The 18,863-nt window shown below is 59.0% G+C and carries 17 protein-coding genes; 13 read left to right on the top strand and 4 right to left on the bottom strand.

Features of this window, described 5'->3' with window-relative positions; genetic code table 11:
* Positions 1–217 precede the first annotated feature (217 nt).
* Positions 218–1,516 (top strand): amino-acid N-acetyltransferase, encoded by a 1,299-nt coding sequence (argA, locus tag AC06G5_RS29020; RefSeq protein WP_413421927.1) that lies wholly within the window; start codon positions 218–220, stop codon positions 1,514–1,516.
* A 128-nt stretch (positions 1,517–1,644) separates the two neighbouring features.
* Here argA and tauA read toward each other — a convergent pair whose 3' ends face one another.
* The gene (gene tauA / locus AC06G5_RS29015) at positions 1,645–2,634 is read right to left on the bottom strand and encodes a taurine ABC transporter substrate-binding protein (protein WP_413421925.1); all 990 of its coding nucleotides are present in this window, start codon (positions 2,632–2,634) and stop codon (positions 1,645–1,647) included.
* A 364-nt stretch (positions 2,635–2,998) separates the two neighbouring features.
* Here tauA and AC06G5_RS29010 point away from each other — a divergent pair, with 364 nt between their 5' ends.
* The 9 genes from AC06G5_RS29010 (at position 2,999) to AC06G5_RS28970 (ending at position 12,024) form a co-directional block, all read left to right on the top strand.
* On the top strand, positions 2,999–4,339 hold the full coding sequence (locus tag AC06G5_RS29010) for an OprD family outer membrane porin (RefSeq protein WP_413421923.1): 1,341 nt from the start codon (positions 2,999–3,001) through the stop codon (positions 4,337–4,339).
* A gap of 410 nt (positions 4,340–4,749) precedes the next feature.
* Positions 4,750–6,093: an OprD family porin gene (locus tag AC06G5_RS29005; protein WP_413421921.1), complete on the top strand. Its 1,344-nt coding sequence runs from the start codon at positions 4,750–4,752 to the stop codon at positions 6,091–6,093.
* Positions 6,094–6,384: 291 nt separating this feature from the next.
* Positions 6,385–7,023, top strand: coding sequence for a peroxiredoxin (locus AC06G5_RS29000; RefSeq protein ID WP_480458662.1), 639 nt, complete (start codon positions 6,385–6,387; stop codon positions 7,021–7,023).
* A gap of 334 nt (positions 7,024–7,357) precedes the next feature.
* Positions 7,358–7,951, top strand: coding sequence for an NADPH-dependent FMN reductase (ssuE, locus tag AC06G5_RS28995; protein WP_480458660.1), 594 nt, complete (start codon positions 7,358–7,360; stop codon positions 7,949–7,951).
* A gap of 89 nt (positions 7,952–8,040) precedes the next feature.
* Positions 8,041–9,006 (top strand): sulfonate ABC transporter substrate-binding protein, encoded by a 966-nt coding sequence (locus AC06G5_RS28990; protein WP_322617405.1) that lies wholly within the window; start codon positions 8,041–8,043, stop codon positions 9,004–9,006.
* Between the two features lie 25 nt (positions 9,007–9,031).
* Complete coding sequence (gene ssuD, locus AC06G5_RS28985; protein WP_111282858.1) at positions 9,032–10,180, top strand: FMNH2-dependent alkanesulfonate monooxygenase; 1,149 nt, start codon at positions 9,032–9,034, stop codon at positions 10,178–10,180.
* A 9-nt stretch (positions 10,181–10,189) separates the two neighbouring features.
* Entirely contained in the window at positions 10,190–10,972 is a 783-nt protein-coding gene (gene ssuC / locus AC06G5_RS28980) for an aliphatic sulfonate ABC transporter permease SsuC (RefSeq protein ID WP_413421915.1), read from the top strand.
* Positions 10,969–11,775 (top strand): aliphatic sulfonates ABC transporter ATP-binding protein, encoded by an 807-nt coding sequence (gene ssuB, locus AC06G5_RS28975; RefSeq protein ID WP_413421913.1) that lies wholly within the window; start codon positions 10,969–10,971, stop codon positions 11,773–11,775. Before ssuC ends, ssuB begins: the two co-directional genes overlap by 4 nt.
* Before the next feature lie 33 nt (positions 11,776–11,808).
* On the top strand, positions 11,809–12,024 hold the full coding sequence (locus AC06G5_RS28970) for a TOBE domain-containing protein (RefSeq protein ID WP_007967989.1): 216 nt from the start codon (positions 11,809–11,811) through the stop codon (positions 12,022–12,024).
* A gap of 189 nt (positions 12,025–12,213) precedes the next feature.
* Here AC06G5_RS28970 and AC06G5_RS28965 read toward each other — a convergent pair whose 3' ends face one another.
* The 3 genes from AC06G5_RS28965 to AC06G5_RS28955 all read right to left on the bottom strand — a co-directional run bounded on the left by AC06G5_RS28965 (position 12,214) and on the right by AC06G5_RS28955 (position 15,276).
* On the bottom strand, positions 12,214–12,852 hold the full coding sequence (locus AC06G5_RS28965) for a TetR/AcrR family transcriptional regulator (protein WP_413421911.1): 639 nt from the start codon (positions 12,850–12,852) through the stop codon (positions 12,214–12,216).
* A 91-nt stretch (positions 12,853–12,943) separates the two neighbouring features.
* A complete protein-coding gene (locus tag AC06G5_RS28960; RefSeq protein ID WP_413703834.1) occupies positions 12,944–13,696 on the bottom strand; it encodes a carbonic anhydrase in 753 nt (250 codons plus the stop codon).
* A gap of 203 nt (positions 13,697–13,899) precedes the next feature.
* Positions 13,900–15,276 (bottom strand): glutamine synthetase family protein, encoded by a 1,377-nt coding sequence (locus AC06G5_RS28955; RefSeq protein WP_008015393.1) that lies wholly within the window; start codon positions 15,274–15,276, stop codon positions 13,900–13,902.
* Positions 15,277–15,554: 278 nt separating this feature from the next.
* Here AC06G5_RS28955 and AC06G5_RS28950 point away from each other — a divergent pair, with 278 nt between their 5' ends.
* The 3 genes from AC06G5_RS28950 to AC06G5_RS28940 are packed head-to-tail and all read left to right on the top strand — an operon-like array spanning position 15,555 to position 18,735.
* Complete coding sequence (locus tag AC06G5_RS28950) at positions 15,555–15,914, top strand: gamma-glutamyl-gamma-aminobutyrate hydrolase family protein (RefSeq protein WP_480458656.1); 360 nt, start codon at positions 15,555–15,557, stop codon at positions 15,912–15,914.
* A gap of 38 nt (positions 15,915–15,952) precedes the next feature.
* The gene (locus tag AC06G5_RS28945; RefSeq protein WP_413421905.1) at positions 15,953–17,311 is read left to right on the top strand and encodes a glutamine synthetase family protein; all 1,359 of its coding nucleotides are present in this window, start codon (positions 15,953–15,955) and stop codon (positions 17,309–17,311) included.
* A gap of 59 nt (positions 17,312–17,370) precedes the next feature.
* A complete protein-coding gene (locus tag AC06G5_RS28940; protein WP_413703835.1) occupies positions 17,371–18,735 on the top strand; it encodes an aspartate aminotransferase family protein in 1,365 nt (454 codons plus the stop codon).
* The last annotated feature ends 128 nt before the right edge of the window (positions 18,736–18,863 follow it).

Raw genomic sequence — 18,863 nt, 5'->3', positions numbered from 1 at the left:
CGATGACGAGTATTGCCTGAATGAACGTGGCGACCTCAAATTCATCGCGAGCAAGCTCGCTCCTACAAGGTTTCGCGGTTAAATTGCCGGTACCCAAACCCGTATTCATGAGGAGAGCGCGCGTGTCGCCAAGCCTGTTCCGACGATAACCATCAGCCCGCTGTGCGTTTTCAGTTTCGCCCTTTTTTCGGCTGCTATTTATTACAGGCCCAGGTTCATGCCCGAATACGTCAATTGGCTTCGTCACGCTTCGCCTTACATCAACGCCCACCGCGATTGCACCTTTGTCGTCATGCTGCCCGGCGACGGCGTTGAACACCCGAACTTCGGCAATATCGTCCACGACCTGGTGCTGTTGCACAGCCTGGGTGTGCGTCTGGTGCTGGTTCACGGCTCCCGGCCGCAAATCGAAGCGCGCCTCGCCGCCCGTGGCCTGACCCCGCATTACCACCACGGCATGCGCATCACCGATGCCGCGACCCTGGAGTGCGTGATCGATGCGGTTGGCCAGTTGCGCATCGCCATCGAGGCTCGCCTGTCGATGGACATGGCTTCGTCGCCGATGCAGGGCTCGCGCCTGCGGGTGGCCAGCGGCAACCTGGTGACGGCACGGCCGATCGGTGTGCTTGAGGGCGTCGACTATCACCACACCGGCGAAGTGCGCCGGGTCGACCGCAAGGGCATCAACCGTCTGCTGGACGAGCGCTCCATCGTCCTGCTGTCGCCGCTGGGCTATTCGCCCACCGGGGAGATTTTCAACCTCGCCTGCGAAGACGTCGCCACCCGCGCGGCCATCGACCTGGGCGCGGACAAGCTGCTGCTGTTCGGCGCCGACCTGGGCCTGATCGACGAGCACGGGCGCCTGGTGCGCGAACTGCGTCCACAGCAAGTGCCGGCGCATCTGCAGCGGCTGGGCAGCAACTATCAGGCGGAATTGCTGGACGCCGCTGCCGAAGCTTGCCGTGGCGGCGTGGCCCGCAGCCATATCGTCAGTTACGCCGAGGACGGTGCACTGTTGACCGAACTGTTCACCCGTGACGGTGGCGGTACGCTGGTGGCCCAGGAGCAGTTCGAAGTGGTGCGCGAAGCGGCCATTGAAGACGTCGGTGGTTTGCTGGACTTGATCAGTCCGCTGGAAGAGCAGGGCATCCTGGTGCGCCGTTCCCGTGAGGTGCTCGAGCGCGAGATCGAACAATTCAGTGTGGTTGAACGCGAAGGTATGATCATCGCCTGTGCGGCGTTGTACCAGATCGCCGACTCGGACGCGGGTGAACTGGCCTGCCTGGCGGTGAATCCGGAATACCGCCATGGCGGTCGCGGCGATGAGTTGCTGGAGCGTATCGAAGCCCGTGCACGGGCGCAGGGGTTGAAAACCTTGTTCGTCCTGACCACCCGCACCGCGCACTGGTTCCGCGAACGTGGTTTCGAACCGAGCAGCGTCGACCGACTGCCGTCGGCGCGGGCATCGCTGTACAACTATCAGCGTAATTCGAAGATCTTCGAAAAAGCCCTTTGATCAGGATGCAGTCCCTGTAGGAGCGAGCTCGCTCGCGATGGACTCAAGAGCGCTGCGTTTAGTCAGTAAACACGCGGCATCGTTAACGACCATCGCGAGCGAGCTCGCTCCTACAGAGGTCGGTGGTGTTACTGGGTGACAAACTTCGCACTGACATACGGCGAATAATCTGGCAGCACCGTTTCAACCTTCCCTTGTTCCTTCAAGAATTTCGCCGTCTCGCCAATGGCTTTGGCCGTGCCGCCGTCCAGCAGCGCGGTGCTCTGTTGCGCCTTGGCATCCGGGAAGGCGGAACCGGCCAATAGCTCCGGTACATCGGCGGCGTTGGCACCGGTCAGTTTGGCGATTTTCTGGACGGGCACCGAATCAACGGTCCATTGGTCCTTGTGGGCGGCATAGTCGGCGAACGAATCCAGGGTGACCCTGGCGAACTTGGCCACGACCTCCGGATGTTTTTCGGCGTAATCCTTGCGCGCCACCCAGACCTCAAAGGTTGGTGCGCCCCATTGGCCTACCTGCGCAGCGTCGGTCAATGTCTTGCCAGTCTTGCGGATTTCCCCCAGGGCGGGCGACCAGACAAATGCGCCATCAATATCGCCTCGTTTCCAGGCTGCCGCGATTTCCGCCGGCTGCAGGTTCACCACTTTGACTTTCGAGCCGTCCAGGCCCCAGTGCTTCAGCGCACCGAGCAGGCTGTAGTGGGAGGTTGAAACGAAAGGCGTGGCGATGGTCTTTCCGATTAGATCTTGTGGTTTTTCGATGCCGCTGCCGTTGCGTACCACCAGCGCTTCGGCGGCATTGATCTGGGCCGAGACGATGAACGCGACAATCGGCAGGTTGCGCGAGGCGGCAGCGGCCAGCGGACTGGAGCCGAGATTGCCGATTTGCACATCGCCCGAGGCAATCGCCGTGACCACTTCCGGACCGCTGTTGAAGCGCCGCCAGTCGATGGGCTGGCCGATGGTTTTTTCATAAAGGCCATCGGCCTGGGGGACTTTGCTGGGGTCGATTCCGGTTTGATAGCCGACGGTGAGGTTCGCCGCCTGCGCCGTGAAAGAGAATGCCAGCGATACACAAACTGTAACAATTGATCCGGATAGTGCGCGTTTGGTCGTCATGGGATCGCCTTTCGGTAAAGGATTTGTTTCCGATTTATGGCGGAAACTAATCGATCTAAAAAAGCGAATATAAATACCGTTTAGTAATTAGCTTATGAGCAGAACCGTCTATTCTGGGGTAATCGTGCAGTGGGGAGCTAAATTCCTAAACGGTATTAGAAAAGAATCGAGTAATTCTTTTCAGGTTCATGACGAAATCATGACCCTGCAGGGACCAAAAAATCGGGGATTAGACTATGGTCGTAGACACATATGGTTACGATTGACTTATGGGTCACGGTCTGGCGCTAATCGCGCATCTTAGGATTTCGGGCGTCGACCCGAGACCAGGAATACAAGAATTAGAATCGAGAGGAGCTACACAATGAACAAGTCCAACTTGGCTTTGGCCGTGGCCATAGGGGTTTTGGCGCAGCAGGCAGGCGCCGCAGGTTTCCTGGAAGACAGCAAGGCTTCCATCAGCTCGCGCACCATGTATTACGACGCCGATATGCGTGAAGGTGCGAGTACTCCTGCCAACCGTCAGCGAGAAACCGCTGAGGGTCTGAAGTTCGATTACCTGTCCGGTTTCACCCAGGGTACCGTAGGTTTTGGTATCGACGCCCAGGCTCTGGTGGGTATCCATCTGGATGGCGGCAAGGGGCATCACCCGACCGGTAACGCCAACTCGTTCTTCCCTAGCGATGGCAATGAGGCGGCCGACGAGTGGAGCCGTCTGGATGGCAACGTCAAGGCGCGCTTCTCGAAAACCGAAGCCCACCTGGGCGGCGCTCTGGCACCTAACCTGCCGATCCTGATCGCGAACGACAGCCGTTTGCTGCCGCAAACCTTTGACGGTGGCACCATCACCTCCAAAGAAATCGACAACGTGACCTTCAACTTTGGTCAGCTGGAGCACGCGTCGGGTCGCGCCTCCTCGAACTCCACTGGCCTGTCTGTGGCTGGCGCGACTCAGGACAGCAACAAGTTCCTCTACGGCGGTGCTGACTGGAAGGTCACCAAAGACCTTTTGCTGCAGTACTACTATGCGAACCTGGAAGACTTCTACAAGCAGAACTTCCTCGGCCTGGTGCACGTCTACCCGATCGCGGCCAATCAGTCGTTCAAGACCGATATCCGTTATTTCGATAGCAGCTCCGACGGCAAGAACGGCGATCCGGGCTTCCGTTTCAACAACAACAACGGTTTCGCCAAGACCCCGGGCGAGGTCGATAACAAGACCTGGAGCGCCATGTTCACCTATACCCTGGGTGGCAACGCGTTCCTGATCGGGCATCAGCGTGTCAACGATGACGGCGGCTTTGTATTCCTGAACCAGGGCAGCCTTGTCGATGACAAAGGTCGTCAAGAAGGTGCCGGCGGCTCCAGCTTCTACTCGTTTACCGATGCCACGGTCGGCAGCTTTATCCGTGCCGGTGAAAACACCACGTTCGGTCAGTACTCCTATGACTTCGCCTCACTGGGCGTACCAGGCTTGAAAGCTTCGATTGCTTACTTGAATGGCCAGGACATCAAGGCAACCAGCGGTGTGGGTAAAGACCTGAGTGAGCACGAGACTGACGCGCGTATCGATTACGTGATTCAAACGGGCGCACTGAAAGGGTTTGGTACGACTCTGCGTCACGGTACCTACCGTGGCAACACCAGCACCCTTGATCAAGACCAGACCCGTCTGATCTTCAACTACACCTACAGCTTCATGTAATAGCCACAAGAAAAAGCCCCGTCGCTTGGCGGGGTTTTTTTTGCATCGGGTTTTATATTCCAAAAACAAAGATGCTATTTCTTTTTTATTCTTTTTGGTTTTTTAATTCAAGCACTAAAGTGCGTCCTCCGACACTCATCCCTGAGCTCGGATTTGGCAATTTCGTCCCTCGACAATTGATCAGGTTCAGGAATCGGCCTCGCCGCCGATACCTCGGTTCTGCCGTGGGAAGTCATATTCCATAGCGATATTAAAAAGATTCAATAAATTCTTTTTGGCTTTAATGCCATGTATCCTGCGGCCCGCCAAACGACCGGCTCAGACGGTTTGCCGCGAAATTATGCATTCAGGATCCCGGGCAATCGATTCGGGACCAGGAACATCAGAATTAGAAACGAGAGGAGCGAAACATGAACAAGTCCACCCTGGCCATGGCTGTGGCCGTCGGGGTATTGGCCCAGCAGGCAAACGCCGCGGGTTTTATCGAAGACAGCAAGGCAACATTGGGGCTGCGTAACTTCTACATCAACACTGACAACCGTGACGGTGCCGGTGCCAACAAAAACGAAGAATGGGGCCAGGGCTTCGATCTGCGTTTCATCTCCGGCTATACCCAGGGCACCGTCGGCTTCGGTATCGATGCGATCGGCCTGCTGGGCGTCAAGCTGGATTCGGGCGGCGGCACCAACGGCGCCACGGCGACCTCTTACGGCGGCACGGTTTTCCCGAGCAAATCCAACGGCGAGGCGGTAGATAATTTCTCCAGCCTGGGCCTGACCGCCAAAGCCAAGATTTCCCAGACCGAACTGAAACTGGGCACCCTGCAGCCGAAAAACCCGGTAATCGTGACCAACGATGGTCGCCTGCTGCCGCAAACCTGGCAGGGTGGCCAGATCACGTCCGGCGACATCAAGGATCTGACGCTGGTCGGTGGCCAGATCGAAGCCGTCAAAGGCCGTAACTCCAGCAACAATGAGCAGATGTCGATTTCGGGCGCGAACACTCGCGGCACCAAATTCCGCGACAGCAACAAGTTCATCTATGCCGGTGGCGACTACAAGATCACCAAGGACCTGACTGCCCAGTACTACTACGGCAACCTGGAAGAGTTCTACAAGCAACACTTCCTGGGTCTGGTTCACAACTGGGCTATCGGCCCTGGCGTGTTGAAGTCGGACTTCCGTTACTTCAACAGCTCCGACGACGGTGCCAACGGTCACGACCCTCTGTTCTTCACCACTGGCAACTACAGCGGTGCAGCCAACGGTAAAGGCAAGGTCGACAACAACCTGTACAGCGGTCTGTTCCTGTACAGCGTTGCCGGTCACACCTTCGGTGGCGGATACCAGGTCAGCAATGGCAGCAGCGACTTCCCTTGGCTTAACCAGGGCGACGGTTCGTCGAACTACACCATCACCGACTCGCAAATCCAGAAGTTCGGCCGTGCCGGCGAGAAAACCTGGCAAGCACGCTACTCGTTCGACTTCGCCAAGGTCGGCGTACCGGGCCTGACCGCGGGTCTGGTGTACCTGCACGGCGACGATATCGATACCGTCAACGCCAAGGGTGGCGAGGCGGCCAATGGTGCTTCCGAGTGGGAGCGCGATCTGAGCGTGGCTTACGTCGTTCAGGAAGGTCCGCTGAAGAACCTGGGTCTGACGTGGAAAAACGCTACCTGGCGCACCGACCTGCCGAACACCCGTTCGCAGGACGAAAACCGCCTGATTGTCAGCTACTCGATCCCGCTGTTGTAATAGCGCTCGCGTAACCGAGACAAAAAAGCCCCGCCCGGTATTGCACCGGGCGGGGCTTTTACATTTTCAAGACGGGTTCACCCCCGTAATCCCGCCTTGAAGTTCCCTTTTTGCAGCAACTCAAGGCCTTCTCGAACCTTGTGGCCGATGTTCGGCGGGTTGTGCGTGTACGTCCAGTGAACAGATCTTTAATATTTCTTTATGATCTAAATAAATCGATATTTATTCTTTTTAATAGATAAAAAACACAGGCACAGTTGAACCCATCAAGCACTCACAAGGAGCAGCACCATGGGTCTCAGACTTGGCGATATCGCCCCCGATTTCGAACAGAATTCCAGCGCCGGCATCATCCGTTTCCACCAGTGGCTGGGCGATAGCTGGGGCGTGCTGTTTTCCCATCCGGCGGATTTCACGCCAGTGTGCACCACTGAACTGGGCTTCACCGCCAGGCTCAAGGATGAATTCGCGGCGCGCGGCGTCAAGGCTATCGCGCTGTCCGTGGACCCCGTCGAGTCGCACCACAAGTGGATCGAGGACATCAACGAAACCCAGGGCACCGTGGTCAACTTTCCGATCCTCGATGACGCCGACCGCAAGGTCTCGGACCTCTACGATCTGATCCATCCCAATGCCAACGACACCCTGACCGTACGTTCTCTGTTCGTGATCGATCCGAACAAGAAGGTCCGGCTGACGATTACCTACCCGGCGAGCACCGGCCGCAACTTCAATGAAATCCTGCGGGTGATCGACTCGCTGCAACTCACCGACAACTTCAAGGTGGCCACACCGGCCAACTGGCAGGACGGTGACGAGGTGGTGATCGTGCCGTCGCTCAAGGATGAGGGTGAAATCAAACAGCGCTTTCCCAAGGGGTATCGTGCCGTTAAGCCTTACTTGCGCCTGACGCCGCAGCCTGATCGGTGAGTCATCAATATTTACGGTGAGGCTGATGCCGCCTTCGCGAGCAAGCCCGCTCCCACAGTTGACCGCGTAAGCCCTTGTGGGAGCGGGCTTGCTCGCGAAGGCGGCAGATCAGACTCCACAGGTTTCACAGTTAACAGCATCCACAAAGCAGGGGATTTCAGGCCGTTTCGACGGCCTGTTTTTTTGCCCGGAAGAAGTGAAATTTAATATCTCTTAAAGGCATAACCAAATGAATAAATATGATTTATGGATATATTAATCAGCTGTTAAGGTCACTCCATCGAAGCGAGATCGCAAACCGCGAATCGCCAGCACCGCACAAGGAATCGTCTGAATGTTGGTTGTTTCACTCGGTGGCAGTCCCAGTCAGCGCTCTCGTTCCGGGGTGCTGCTGGATCGCTCCCGGAAATGGTTACAGGAGCAGGGTGTGGAAGTGGTGAGTTACCAGGTGCGGGACTTCCCGGCCGAGGACTTGCTGCACGCACGCTTCGACAGCCCGAAGGTAATCGACCTGCTGCAACAGATTGAAAACGCCGATGGCCTGCTGATCGCCACGCCGGTTTACAAGGCATCGTTTTCCGGAGCCCTGAAAGTCGTGCTGGACCTGCTGCCCGAACGCGCCCTGAGCCACAAGGTTGTTTTGCCCATGGCCACTGGCGGCAGCATCGCCCACATGCTGGTGGTGGATTACGCGCTCAAGCCGGTGCTGTCGGCATTGAAGGCCCAGGAAATGCTGCAGGGGATATTCGCCGTCGACAGCCACATCGCCTACGGCGAAGGCAGCACCCAGGCGCAATTGGCGCCGGAGCTGGAACAACGTTTACATGAAGCGCTGGAGCAGTTTTCCAGCGCCATGGCGCGACGGCCCAAGCCGCTCGATCCGAACCTGTTGAATGACCGTTTGTTGAGTGCTCGCTGGAGCATTTAAGCCTCACCGAAAATTGAAGTACTGGCCTTACTCGCCCGCCAACGGGCAAGCAGGTGCAGCCAAAACCCAACTGCAAAAAGGAGAGCGCCATGCGCCCTGTCATTTTGCGTCGTGGTCTGGTCGCTCTGTTTGCTGCGGCTGTCACCTTCGGCGCCATTACTCAAGCTCAGGCCGAGACGTTACGAATCGGCTACCAGAAATACGGCACTCTGGTGCTGCTCAAAGCCAAGGGCACCCTGGAAAAACGTCTAGCCGCCCAAGGCGTGGACGTGCAATGGACTGAATTCCCCGGTGGCCCGCAACTGCTTGAAGGCCTGAATGTCGGCTCCATCGACTTCGGCGTCACCGGCGAGACTCCGCCCGTGTTCGCCCAGGCGGCCGGTGCTGATTTGCTCTACGTCGCCTACGAACCGCCAGCGCCGCACAGTGAGGCGATCCTGGTGCCGAAGGACTCGGCAATCAAGTCGGTGGCAGAGCTCAAGGGCAAGAAAGTCGTGCTCAACAAGGGCTCCAACGTGCACTACCTGCTGGTGCGTGCACTGGAAGATGCCGGCCTCAAGTACACCGACGTCCAGACCGTATTCCTGCCGCCGGCTGATGCCCGCGCCGCGTTCGAACGTGGCAGCGTCGACGCCTGGGTCATCTGGGACCCGTACCAGGCTGCCGCCGAACAACAGCTGCAAGCGCGCACTCTGCGTGATGGTCAGGGCATCGTCGACAACCATCAGTTCTACCTGGCGACCAAACCTTACGCGCAAAAAAATCCCGAGGTGATCAAGACCCTGGTGGAAGAAGTGCGGGCGGTGGGCGAGTGGTCCAGGGCCAATCCCCAGGATGTGACCCAGCAGGTATCGCCACTGCTCGGCCTGCCGGCGGACATCACCCTGACCTCGGTGAAACGCCAGGGTTACGGCGCGCTGTTCCTCACCCCGGAAGTGGTCGCCGCGCAGCAGAAAATCGCCGACAGCTTTTACCAGCTCAAGCTGATTCCTAAGCCGCTCAGCATCAAAGACGTGATCTGGACGCCGCCGGCTGCCGTGGCCAAAGCCCAATAATTCGATTCCCCAAGGAGACCACTCCATGAGCCTCAATATCTTCTGGTTCCTGCCTACCCACGGCGACGGCCATTACCTTGGCACCGCCGAAGGCGCCCGCGCCGTTGACCACGGCTACCTGCAACAAGTCGCGCAAGCGGCGGATCGCCTGGGTTTCGGCGGGGTGCTGATTCCCACCGGCCGCTCTTGCGAAGACTCGTGGCTGGTGGCGGCATCGCTGATTCCGGTGACCCAGCGTCTGAAGTTCCTTGTCGCCCTGCGCCCCGGGATCATTTCCCCGACAGTGGCGGCGCGTCAGGCTGCGACCCTGGATCGTCTGTCTGGCGGGCGGGCGTTGTTCAACCTGGTAACGGGCGGTGATCCGGAGGAGTTGGCGGGCGATGGTCTGTTCCTTAGCCACGAAGAGCGCTACCAGGCCTCTGTGGAGTTCACCCGTATCTGGCGCCGCGTGCTGGAAGGCGAAACCGTCGATTACGACGGCCAGCACATCAGCGTGAAGGGAGCGAAGTTGCTCTATCCGCCGATCCAGCAGCCGCGTCCACCGCTGTACTTCGGTGGCTCGTCGGAAGCCGCGCAAGACCTGGCGGCAGAGCAGGTGGAAATGGTCCTGACCTGGGGCGAGCCGCCGGCTGCCGTGGCCGAGAAGATCGAGCAGGTCCGCGCTAAAGCCGCCAAGCTTGGCCGCACCGTGCGCTTCGGCATCCGTTTGCATGTGATCGTGCGCGAAACCAATGCCGAAGCCTGGCAAGCGGCGGATCGACTGATCTCGCATCTGGACGACGACACCATCGCTCGTGCCCAGGCTTCGCTGGCGCGTTTCGATTCGGTCGGTCAGCAACGCATGGCCGCATTGCATGGCGGCAACCGCGACAACCTGGAAGTCAGCCCCAACCTGTGGGCCGGTGTTGGTCTGGTGCGCGGCGGTGCCGGTACGGCGCTGGTGGGCGATGGCCCGACCGTGGCCGCCCGCGTGAAGGAGTACGCGGACCTGGGCATCGACACGTTCATTTTTTCCGGATACCCACACCTGGAAGAGTCGTATCGGGTGGCGGAGTTGTTGTTCCCGCACCTCGATGTCGAGCGTCCTGAACTGCCGAAAAGTGCCGGCTACGTCAGCCCGTTCGGCGAGATGGTCGCCAACGACATTCTGCCCAAAGCCGCGTCCCAGAGCTGAGGCGCGGTCATGAAGAAAATCATCCACAGTCTGGCGCCCTGGGCGTTGCCGGTGTTGCTGCTGGCGGTGTGGCAGTTGAGTGTGTCGGCGGGCTGGTTGTCGACACGGATCCTGCCGGCACCGATCGCCGTGATCGAAGCCGGCGTGAGCCTGGTGCGCAGCGGCGAAATCTGGACGCACCTGGCCATCAGTGGCTGGCGTGCGGCGCTGGGTTTCACCATTGGTGGCAGCATCGGTCTGACCCTGGGTTTTATCACCGGCCTGTCGAAGTGGGGCGAGCGCCTGCTCGACAGTTCGGTACAGATGATCCGCAACGTGCCGCACCTGGCCCTGATTCCGCTGGTGATTCTCTGGTTCGGCATCGACGAGTCGGCAAAGATTTTCCTGGTGGCGCTGGGCACGTTGTTCCCGATTTACCTCAACACCTATCACGGCATTCGCAACGTCGACCCGGCGCTGGTGGAGATGTCGCGTAGCTATGGCCTGAGCGGTTTCAGCCTGTTCTGGCAGGTGATTCTGCCAGGGGCGCTGCCTTCGATTCTGGTCGGCGTGCGTTTCGCCCTGGGGTTTATGTGGTTGACGTTGATCGTCGCCGAAACCATTTCCGCGAGTTCCGGCATCGGCTATCTGGCGATGAATGCCCGGGAGTTTTTGCAGACTGACGTGGTGGTGCTGGCGATCCTGATGTACGCGGTGCTCGGCAAACTGGCCGACCTCGCGGCCCGTGGACTTGAACGTGTGTGGCTGCGCTGGCACCCGGCGTATCAGGTTGCCAAGGGAGGTGCGGCATGATCGCGGAACAACCTCCACGCCTGCTGCGCGGGATTCCGCTGGCGGTGCGCAAGCTGCAAAAAACCTTTGGCGCGCGGCAGGTGCTGCGTGAGATCGACCTGCACATTCCGGCCGGCCAGTTTGTCGCCGTGGTGGGCCGCAGTGGTTGCGGTAAAAGTACCTTGCTGCGCTTGCTCGCCGGTCTCGACCAGCCCACGGGCGGTGAATTGCTGGCCGGTGCCGCGCCACTGAGTGAGGCGCGGGAGGACACGCGGCTGATGTTCCAGGAAGCGCGATTGCTGCCCTGGAAAAAGATCATCGACAACGTCGGTCTTGGTCTCAAGGGCAACTGGCGGCCGCAAGCGCTTGAAGCTTTGGAAGCGGTCGGTCTGGCCGATCGCGCCCACGAGTGGCCGGCAGCTCTATCCGGTGGACAGAAACAACGCGTGGCGTTGGCCCGTGCATTGATTCATCAGCCGCGCCTGCTGTTGCTCGACGAACCCTTGGGCGCGCTGGATGCCCTGACCCGAATTGAAATGCAGCAACTGATCGAGCGGCTCTGGCAACAGCATGGCTTCACCGTGTTGCTGGTCACCCACGACGTCAGCGAAGCGGTGGCGATTGCCGATCGGGTGATCCTGATCGAAGAGGGCGAAGTCGGTCTCGACCTGCACGTCGAACTGCCGCGCCCCCGGGTCCGCGGCTCCCATCGGCTGGCGGCGCTGGAAACCGAAGTGCTCAATCGCGTGCTGGCGCTGCCCGGCCAGCCGCCGGAACCGGAACCTGTTTCACCCTTGCCTACGCAATTGCGCTGGGCTCAATAACTCAAGTCTTATCCCACGACAGGAATCAACATCATGACTATCAAAGCCATCAACGTTCGTAACCAGTTCAAAGGCTCCATCAAGGAAATCGTCCTCGGCGACGTGCTGTCGGAAATCGACGTGCAGACCGCGTCCGGCATCGTCACTTCGGTGATCACTACTCGTTCGGTGAAGGAGCTGGAACTGGCGGTCGGCAGTGAAGTGATCGCGTTCGTGAAATCCACCGAGGTGTCGATCGCCAAGTTGTAAGCCGTGCGCGCAAACAACAACCCCGAAGGGTTTGAGCCCTTCGGGGTTTTTGTGCGTGTGATTCAGTGAGATAGGCGGTGTGGCCTTCGCGAGCAAGTCGAGTCGTCGCACCGCCGCTCCCACATCTGGAATGCGTTTCCCTGTGGGAGCGGGCTTGCTCGCGAAGAGGCCAGTCCAGCCAATAGAAAATCAGGCAGCAACAGCACGCTTTGGCAGGTAAGGCGGCAAATACAACCCAAGATACGCATCAAACACCCGCATCCCTTCCTCGGCCATGCGCGGTGTGATCTGCCCGTGCTGCTGCACCGAACGCGCATACACCCGGTCGCCCAGCTCCATGGCCAGGGCGAACACATCGACATCGCTCGGCAATGTCGGCAGTTCGAAGTGATGGTCGAACAGCTTGTGCATCAGGTCGCCCAGTTCGATGTCGTGCTGGCGGTCGGCCTGGGTGACTTCGGTCAGGCCGTGTTGGGCCAGAATGAGTTGGCGGGCGGCGGCGTCCTCTGCGTAGATGTCGAGCATGCGTTGTTCCACCAGTCGCGACAGATCGCGCCAGCCGTTCAAGGCCGGGTGATCGATGGGGGCTTGCAGGCAGGCACGGAAGGCGGCGTGGACATCGGCGGTCAAGGCTTCAAGCAAGGCCGGCACGCTGGCGAAGAAGTGGTAGACCGAGGAGGGCGGTATCTCCGCGCGCTCGGCGACGCTGTAGATCGACAGACTGGCCACGCCCTCGGCGGCCAACAGCGTGCGGGCCGCATCGAGTATCGAATCGATCCGGGCCTGGCTGCGTGCGCGGGGTTTGCGTGGGGTGGCTACGCGTGTCATTGGAGTCTCCTGCGGGGCAGCGGGCATTGTACGAGGCAGGTGGCACCTTGTCTGTATGGGCTCCGCTGCCCGGTCCGGCGATCAAGGGCGCTTAGCCGCCGATGTGCACACTCCGGTCGTTCAAGGGTTGAACCGGGCGTGCATTCATTGGATACAGCGCCTGGAACGCCTCCAGTTGCGCTCGCGACAGTTGCACCGCAGTGGCCAGCACATTCCAGCGCACGCCTTCGGTACAAGGGGGTGTTGTCAGGGAGCCCATATAGAAATAGGCGTTGAGGTTCGCAGGTAGTAGTTGTGCAACATTTACCGTGTCCAGATGCGCACTACCGCCCGTGTGCTTTGGCATGGCTGCCAGGATTGGCTCCAGGGCCGGGTTGTATGCACCCTCTTCAAACAGCAAGGCCACCACGGCCAGTTCGCCTGCAGCGTTGCGGTGGACCAGATGCGCGTCCAGAGGATAGGTGCGCCCCTGGATCATTTCTTCGCTTGGCGTATGAAAATGCATTTGCACGAATGAGTAGTGACTGGATTCCAGAGTGATGCCTCCGGCGTCGACCGGCGTTACCTGAATGGTGTGGCCGTTGTTCGACACAGTGGCTTTGCTTGGCTGATAAGCAATGTTCAGCATCTTGGCTTCAGTCTTGATCGCGTCACGAATATCGATAGGCGACTGTGTCTTGCCCGACGAGCAGAGACTGTACTCGCTCTTCAGTTCACCCCAGTTTTGCGGTCCGGTGGGGGAGGAATAGCTCCATGCGGCCGTGTCACCGGCTGTTGCCCAGGCGGTGGAGCACAAACCGGCGACGATCAGAGTGATGGTTGCGCCCAATAGCTGTTTTTTCATAGTTGTTCTCATGCGCGGGTAGGAAAACGGGAAGAATCCCGGCGTCCGAAGTGTGAGGTTGTGGTCAGGGTGCAGATGTAGTCAGTGTCTGGCGAATCCGTAGGAATTTTCCTTGGTTCTGCTGACAAGCATTCCATAATAAATGGCGAGCAAAAAAAACGCCGCCGGCTGTGAAGCCGACGGCGTTTTTTTACTGCAACCGCTTAAACGGTATGCAGGTACCAGTTGTACTCGAGGTCGGAGATGGAGTGTTCGAACTCCTCCAGCTCGCTCTCTTTACAAGCCACGAAGATATCGATGTATTTCGGATCGATGTACTTGGCCATGACTTCGCTGTCGTCCAGCTCGCGCAGGGCATCGCGCAGGTTGTTCGGCAGGCTCTGCTCGTTCTGCTCGTAGCTGTTGCCTTCGACCGGAGCACCAGGTTCGATTTTGTTGACCAGACCGTGGTGCACGCCTGCCAGGACCGAAGCCATCAGCAGGTACGGGTTGGCGTCGGCGCCGGCCACACGGTGTTCCAGACGCACGGCGTCGGCGGAGCCGGTTGGAACGCGCAGGGCCACGGTACGGTTGTCCAGGCCCCAGCTTGGCGAGTTCGGCACATAGAACTGCGCACCGAAACGACGGTACGAGTTGACGTTCGGGCAGAGGAAAGCCATCTGCGCCGGCAGGGTCTCGAGCACACCGCCGATCGCGTGACGCAGTGCGGCGTTCTGCTCGGGATCCTCGCTGGCAAAAATGTTCTTGCCATCTTTATCAAGAATCGAGATATGGACGTGCAGACCATTACCCGCCTGGCCTGGATACGGCTTGGCCATGAAGGTGGTGTCCATCTCATGGTCGTAGGCGATGTTTTTGATCAGACGCTTGAGCAGGACTGCGTAGTCGCAGGCCTTGATTGGGTCAGCCACGTGGTGCAGGTTCACTTCGAACTGCGCCGGGGCACTTTCCTTGACGATGGCGTCGGCCGGAATGCCTTGCTCTTTGGCACCTTCCAGAATGTCTTGGAGGCAGTCGACGTATTCGTCGAGGTCGTCGATCAGGTAGACCTGGGTCGAGTGCGGACGTTTGCCGGAAACCGGCGAGCGAGGTGGTTGTGGACGACCGTTCACGTTCTCCTGGTCGATCAGGTAGAACTCCAGTTCGAACGCGGCGCAGATGGTCAGGCCCATTTCGTCGAACTTGCGCACCACATTGGCCAGCACTTCGCGCGGGTCGGCAAAGAATGGCTCGCCTTCGAGTTCGTGCATGGTCATCAACAGTTGCGCGGTCGGGCGCTTCTGCCATGGCTCGTTGCACAGGGTATCGGGGATTGGATAGCAGATTCGGTCAGCATCACCGATGTCCAGGCCCAGGCCGGTGCTTTCCACCGTCGAGCCGTTGATATCCAGAGCAAATAGAGAGGCCGGCAGGTTGATGCCTTTCTCGTAAACCTTGTGGAGGCTGGTGCGTTCGATGCGCTTGCCGCGCACCACACCATTCATATCCGCAATCAGAAGGTCAACGTACAGAACCTCAGGATGTTCCTTAAGGAACGCGTTCGCTTCGTTAAGCTGAACGGCACGCGGGGGTACCGACATGATGCAACACCTTTGTTGTTAAAAATATCAATCATTGATCTTTTCAGATTCCAGTCAACCCGAACGGCCTGCCGAAGTCAAGCGAGGCCTTTTTTGCCCTAAAAAAGCGCTCGTGTGGCTTTTTTGAGGCACTTTAGGGCGTTTTTACTCCGCTGGACGTGGCGGCGGCCGCGAGCTTGAGCGGGCCGTGTTGTATTTTTTACGGGGGTGTTGTGTAAAAAAATGAACAAGGCTAAGCTCGAATCAAACCCATAACAGCAATAATACCGGGGTGCTTCATGTCTCGCCTGCCGATAATCGGCGTCACCGACTGCTCAAGACAGCTCGGTCGGCATGCTTGCCACAAAAGTGGTGACACGTACGTCCGCGCAATGGCCTCGATCGTTTCAGGCCTGCCGGTGATTCTCCCATCCTTGACAGAGCACCTGTCCCCGTCCGTTATTCTGGACGGTCGCGGTGGCACCCCCATTACGGTTACTCCAATCAATATAGAACCGATTCACAATAGCGGCCTGACCATTGTTCAGGGCACCGCTCGCGATTCTGCACGCCCGGCCTCTGCGGCAGTGTTGGCAAACACGATAATCTGCCGCAGGAACGCTCTACAACGCGACGCCGACGCGTCAAACAACGCCTGACCTTAAAAGGGTCAGACAACTCAAGCCTAGAGGCATTTATGAGTAACAACCTCGACCAGCTCACCGATTGGTTGAAAAACCACAAGATCACAGAAGTCGAATGCATGATCGCCGACTTGACCGGGATTACCCGGGGCAAGATTTCGCCGACCAACAAATTCATCGCCGAAAAAGGCATGCGCCTGCCAGAAAGCGTGCTGCTGCAGACCGTAACCGGCGATTACGTCGAAGACGACATCTATTACGAACTGCTCGACCCGGCCGACATCGACATGGTCTGCAAGCCGGACGCCGACGCCGTATACGTGGTGCCGTGGGCCATCGAGCCGACCGCCATCGTCATCCACGATACCTACGACAAGCAAGGTAACCCGATCGAGCTGTCGCCGCGCAACGTACTCAAGAAAGTCCTGAAACTCTATGCCGACAAAGGCTGGCAGCCGATCGTGGCGCCGGAAATGGAGTTCTACCTGACCAAGCGCAGTGACGACCCGGACTACCCGTTGCAGCCGCCGGTCGGCCGCTCAGGTCGCCCGGAAACCGGTCGTCAGTCGTTCTCCATTGAAGCGGCGAACGAGTTCGATCCGCTGTTCGAAGACGTCTACGACTGGTGTGAACTGCAGGACCTTGACCTCGACACGCTGATCCACGAGGACGGCACGGCGCAGATGGAAATCAACTTCCGTCATGGCGATGCCCTGTCCCTGGCAGACCAGATCCTGGTGTTCAAGCGCACCATGCGCGAAGCCGCGCTCAAGCACAACGTCGCCGCAACTTTCATGGCCAAGCCGATGACCGGCGAGCCAGGCAGTGCCATGCACTTGCACCAGAGCATCATCGACATCGAGACCGGCAAGAACATCTTCTCCAACGACGACGGGACCATGAGCCAGTTGTTCCTGCACCACATCGGTGGCTTGCAGAAACTCATTCCCGAGCTGTTGCCGCTGTTCGCCCCGAACGTGAACTCGTTCCGCCGCTTCCTGCCGGACACTTCGGCGCCGGTGAACGTGGAGTGGGGCGAAGAAAACCGCACGGTGGGCCTGCGGGTACCGGATGCGGGACCGCAAAATCGTCGGGTGGAAAACCGCCTGCCGGGCGCCGATGCCAACCCGTACCTGGCGATTGCCGCGAGCCTGCTCTGCGGTTACATCGGCATGGTCGAAGGCCTGAACCCGAGTGCGCCGGTGGTGGGGCGCGGCTATGAACGTCGCAACCTGCGCCTGCCGCTGACCATCGAAGATGCGCTGGAACGCATGGAACACAGTTCAACAATCGAGAAGTACCTGGGCAAAAATTTCATCACTGGCTACGTCGCGGTCAAGCGGGCCGAGCATGAAAACTTCAAGCGCGTCATCAGTTCGTGGGAAAGGGAATTCCTGCTCTTTGCCGTCTGATACGCCGGGCGCTGCCGTTGTCGAGTGGCGCTTTCACCTGATTTTTTTAGGAGATTCGTATGACCAGCAACAATCCGCAAACCCGTGAATGGCAAACCTTGAGCAGTGATCACCACCTGGCTCCGTTCAGCGACTTCAAGCAGCTGAAAGAGAAAGGCCCGCGGATCATCACCAACGCCAAGGGCGTTTACCTCTGGGACAGCGAAGGCAACAAGATCCTCGACGGTATGGCCGGCCTGTGGTGTGTCGCGATTGGCTATGGTCGCGATGAACTGGCCGATGCCGCCAGCAAACAGATGCGCGAGCTGCCTTACTACAACCTGTTCTTCCAGACGGCACACCCACCGGTACTGGAACTGGCCAGGGCCATCGCCGACATCGCGCCGCAAGGCATGAACCATGTGTTCTTCACCGGTTCCGGCTCTGAAGGCAACGACACCATGCTGCGTATGGTTCGTCACTACTGGGCGATCAAGGGCCAGCCGAACAAGAAAGTCATCATCAGCCGCAAGAACGGCTATCACGGCTCCACCGTGGCTGGCGCGAGCCTGGGTGGCATGACGTACATGCACGAACAGGGCGACTTGCCGATCCCGGGCATCGTCCACATTGCCCAGCCGTACTGGTTCGGCGAAGGCGGCGACATGACCCCGGAAGAATTCGGTGTGTGGGCCGCCAACCAGCTGGAAGAAAAGATTCTGGAAGTCGGCGTCGACAACGTCGGTGCCTTTATTGCCGAGCCGATCCAGGGCGCCGGCGGCGTGATCATTCCGCCAGAGACTTACTGGCCGCGCATCAAGGAAATCCTCGCCAAGTACGACATCCTGTTCGTGGCTGACGAAGTGATTTGCGGTTTCGGCCGAACCGGCGAGTGGTTCGGTACCGATTTCTACGGCCTCAAGCCGGACATGATGACCATCGCCAAGGGCCTGACCTCGGGCTACATCCCGATGGGTGGCCTGATTGTGCGCGACGAAGTGGTGGACGTGCTCAATGAGGGCGGCGACTTCAACCACGGTTTCACCTACTCCGGGCACCCGGTAGCGGCGGCTGTGGGGCTGGAAAACATCCGGATCCTGCGCGACGAAAAAATTGTCGAGCGCGTGAAGTCCGAAACGGCACCGTATTTGCAAAAGCGTCTGCGGGAACTGAACGATCACCCGCTGGTAGGTGAAGTTCGTGGGGTCGGGCTGTTGGGGGCCATCGAACTGGTCCGGGACAAAGCCACTCGCAAGCGTTATGAGGGCAAGGGCGTCGGCATGATCTGCCGTCAGTTCTGCTTCGACAATGGCCTGATCATGCGCGCAGTCGGCGACACCATGATCATCGCTCCGCCCCTGGTGATCACGCCGGCGGAAATCGATGAGCTGGTGACCAAGGCTCGCAAGTGCCTTGACCTGACCCTGAGTGCATTGCAGGGCTAAGTGCTAGGCTCAGAGCGAGGGAGCTGCGGCGCTCTCGCTCAAAGCTGTCACAAAGGCCGGTCTTTTCTTGAAAGACCGCCTCGGATCTTGCCAGACTAGCCGCAGTTCCAGTTGCCCGGGTTCGGCCG

It is taken from the genome of Pseudomonas sp. WT-JTC, assembly GCF_056711565.1.
The sequence above is the reverse complement of the archived record's forward strand: the minus strand, read 5'-3'. Positions and strand labels throughout refer to the sequence as shown.

Bases quoted from the DNA above. Each gene is read 5' to 3' on its own strand.
- argA (WP_413421927.1), top strand. From the start codon at position 218: ATGCCCGAATACGTCAATTGGCTTCGTCACGCTTCGCCTTACATCAAC.
- tauA (WP_413421925.1), bottom strand. From the start codon at position 2,634: ATGACGACCAAACGCGCACTATCCGGATCAATTGTTACAGTTTGTGTA.
- AC06G5_RS29010 (WP_413421923.1), top strand. From the start codon at position 2,999: ATGAACAAGTCCAACTTGGCTTTGGCCGTGGCCATAGGGGTTTTGGCG.
- AC06G5_RS29005 (WP_413421921.1), top strand. From the start codon at position 4,750: ATGAACAAGTCCACCCTGGCCATGGCTGTGGCCGTCGGGGTATTGGCC.
- AC06G5_RS29000 (WP_480458662.1), top strand. From the start codon at position 6,385: ATGGGTCTCAGACTTGGCGATATCGCCCCCGATTTCGAACAGAATTCC.
- ssuE (WP_480458660.1), top strand. From the start codon at position 7,358: ATGTTGGTTGTTTCACTCGGTGGCAGTCCCAGTCAGCGCTCTCGTTCC.
- AC06G5_RS28990 (WP_322617405.1), top strand. From the start codon at position 8,041: ATGCGCCCTGTCATTTTGCGTCGTGGTCTGGTCGCTCTGTTTGCTGCG.
- ssuD (WP_111282858.1), top strand. From the start codon at position 9,032: ATGAGCCTCAATATCTTCTGGTTCCTGCCTACCCACGGCGACGGCCAT.
- ssuC (WP_413421915.1), top strand. From the start codon at position 10,190: ATGAAGAAAATCATCCACAGTCTGGCGCCCTGGGCGTTGCCGGTGTTG.
- ssuB (WP_413421913.1), top strand. From the start codon at position 10,969: ATGATCGCGGAACAACCTCCACGCCTGCTGCGCGGGATTCCGCTGGCG.
- AC06G5_RS28970 (WP_007967989.1), top strand. From the start codon at position 11,809: ATGACTATCAAAGCCATCAACGTTCGTAACCAGTTCAAAGGCTCCATC.
- AC06G5_RS28965 (WP_413421911.1), bottom strand. From the start codon at position 12,852: ATGACACGCGTAGCCACCCCACGCAAACCCCGCGCACGCAGCCAGGCC.
- AC06G5_RS28960 (WP_413703834.1), bottom strand. From the start codon at position 13,696: ATGAAAAAACAGCTATTGGGCGCAACCATCACTCTGATCGTCGCCGGT.
- AC06G5_RS28955 (WP_008015393.1), bottom strand. From the start codon at position 15,276: ATGTCGGTACCCCCGCGTGCCGTTCAGCTTAACGAAGCGAACGCGTTC.
- AC06G5_RS28950 (WP_480458656.1), top strand. From the start codon at position 15,555: ATGTCTCGCCTGCCGATAATCGGCGTCACCGACTGCTCAAGACAGCTC.
- AC06G5_RS28945 (WP_413421905.1), top strand. From the start codon at position 15,953: ATGAGTAACAACCTCGACCAGCTCACCGATTGGTTGAAAAACCACAAG.
- AC06G5_RS28940 (WP_413703835.1), top strand. From the start codon at position 17,371: ATGACCAGCAACAATCCGCAAACCCGTGAATGGCAAACCTTGAGCAGT.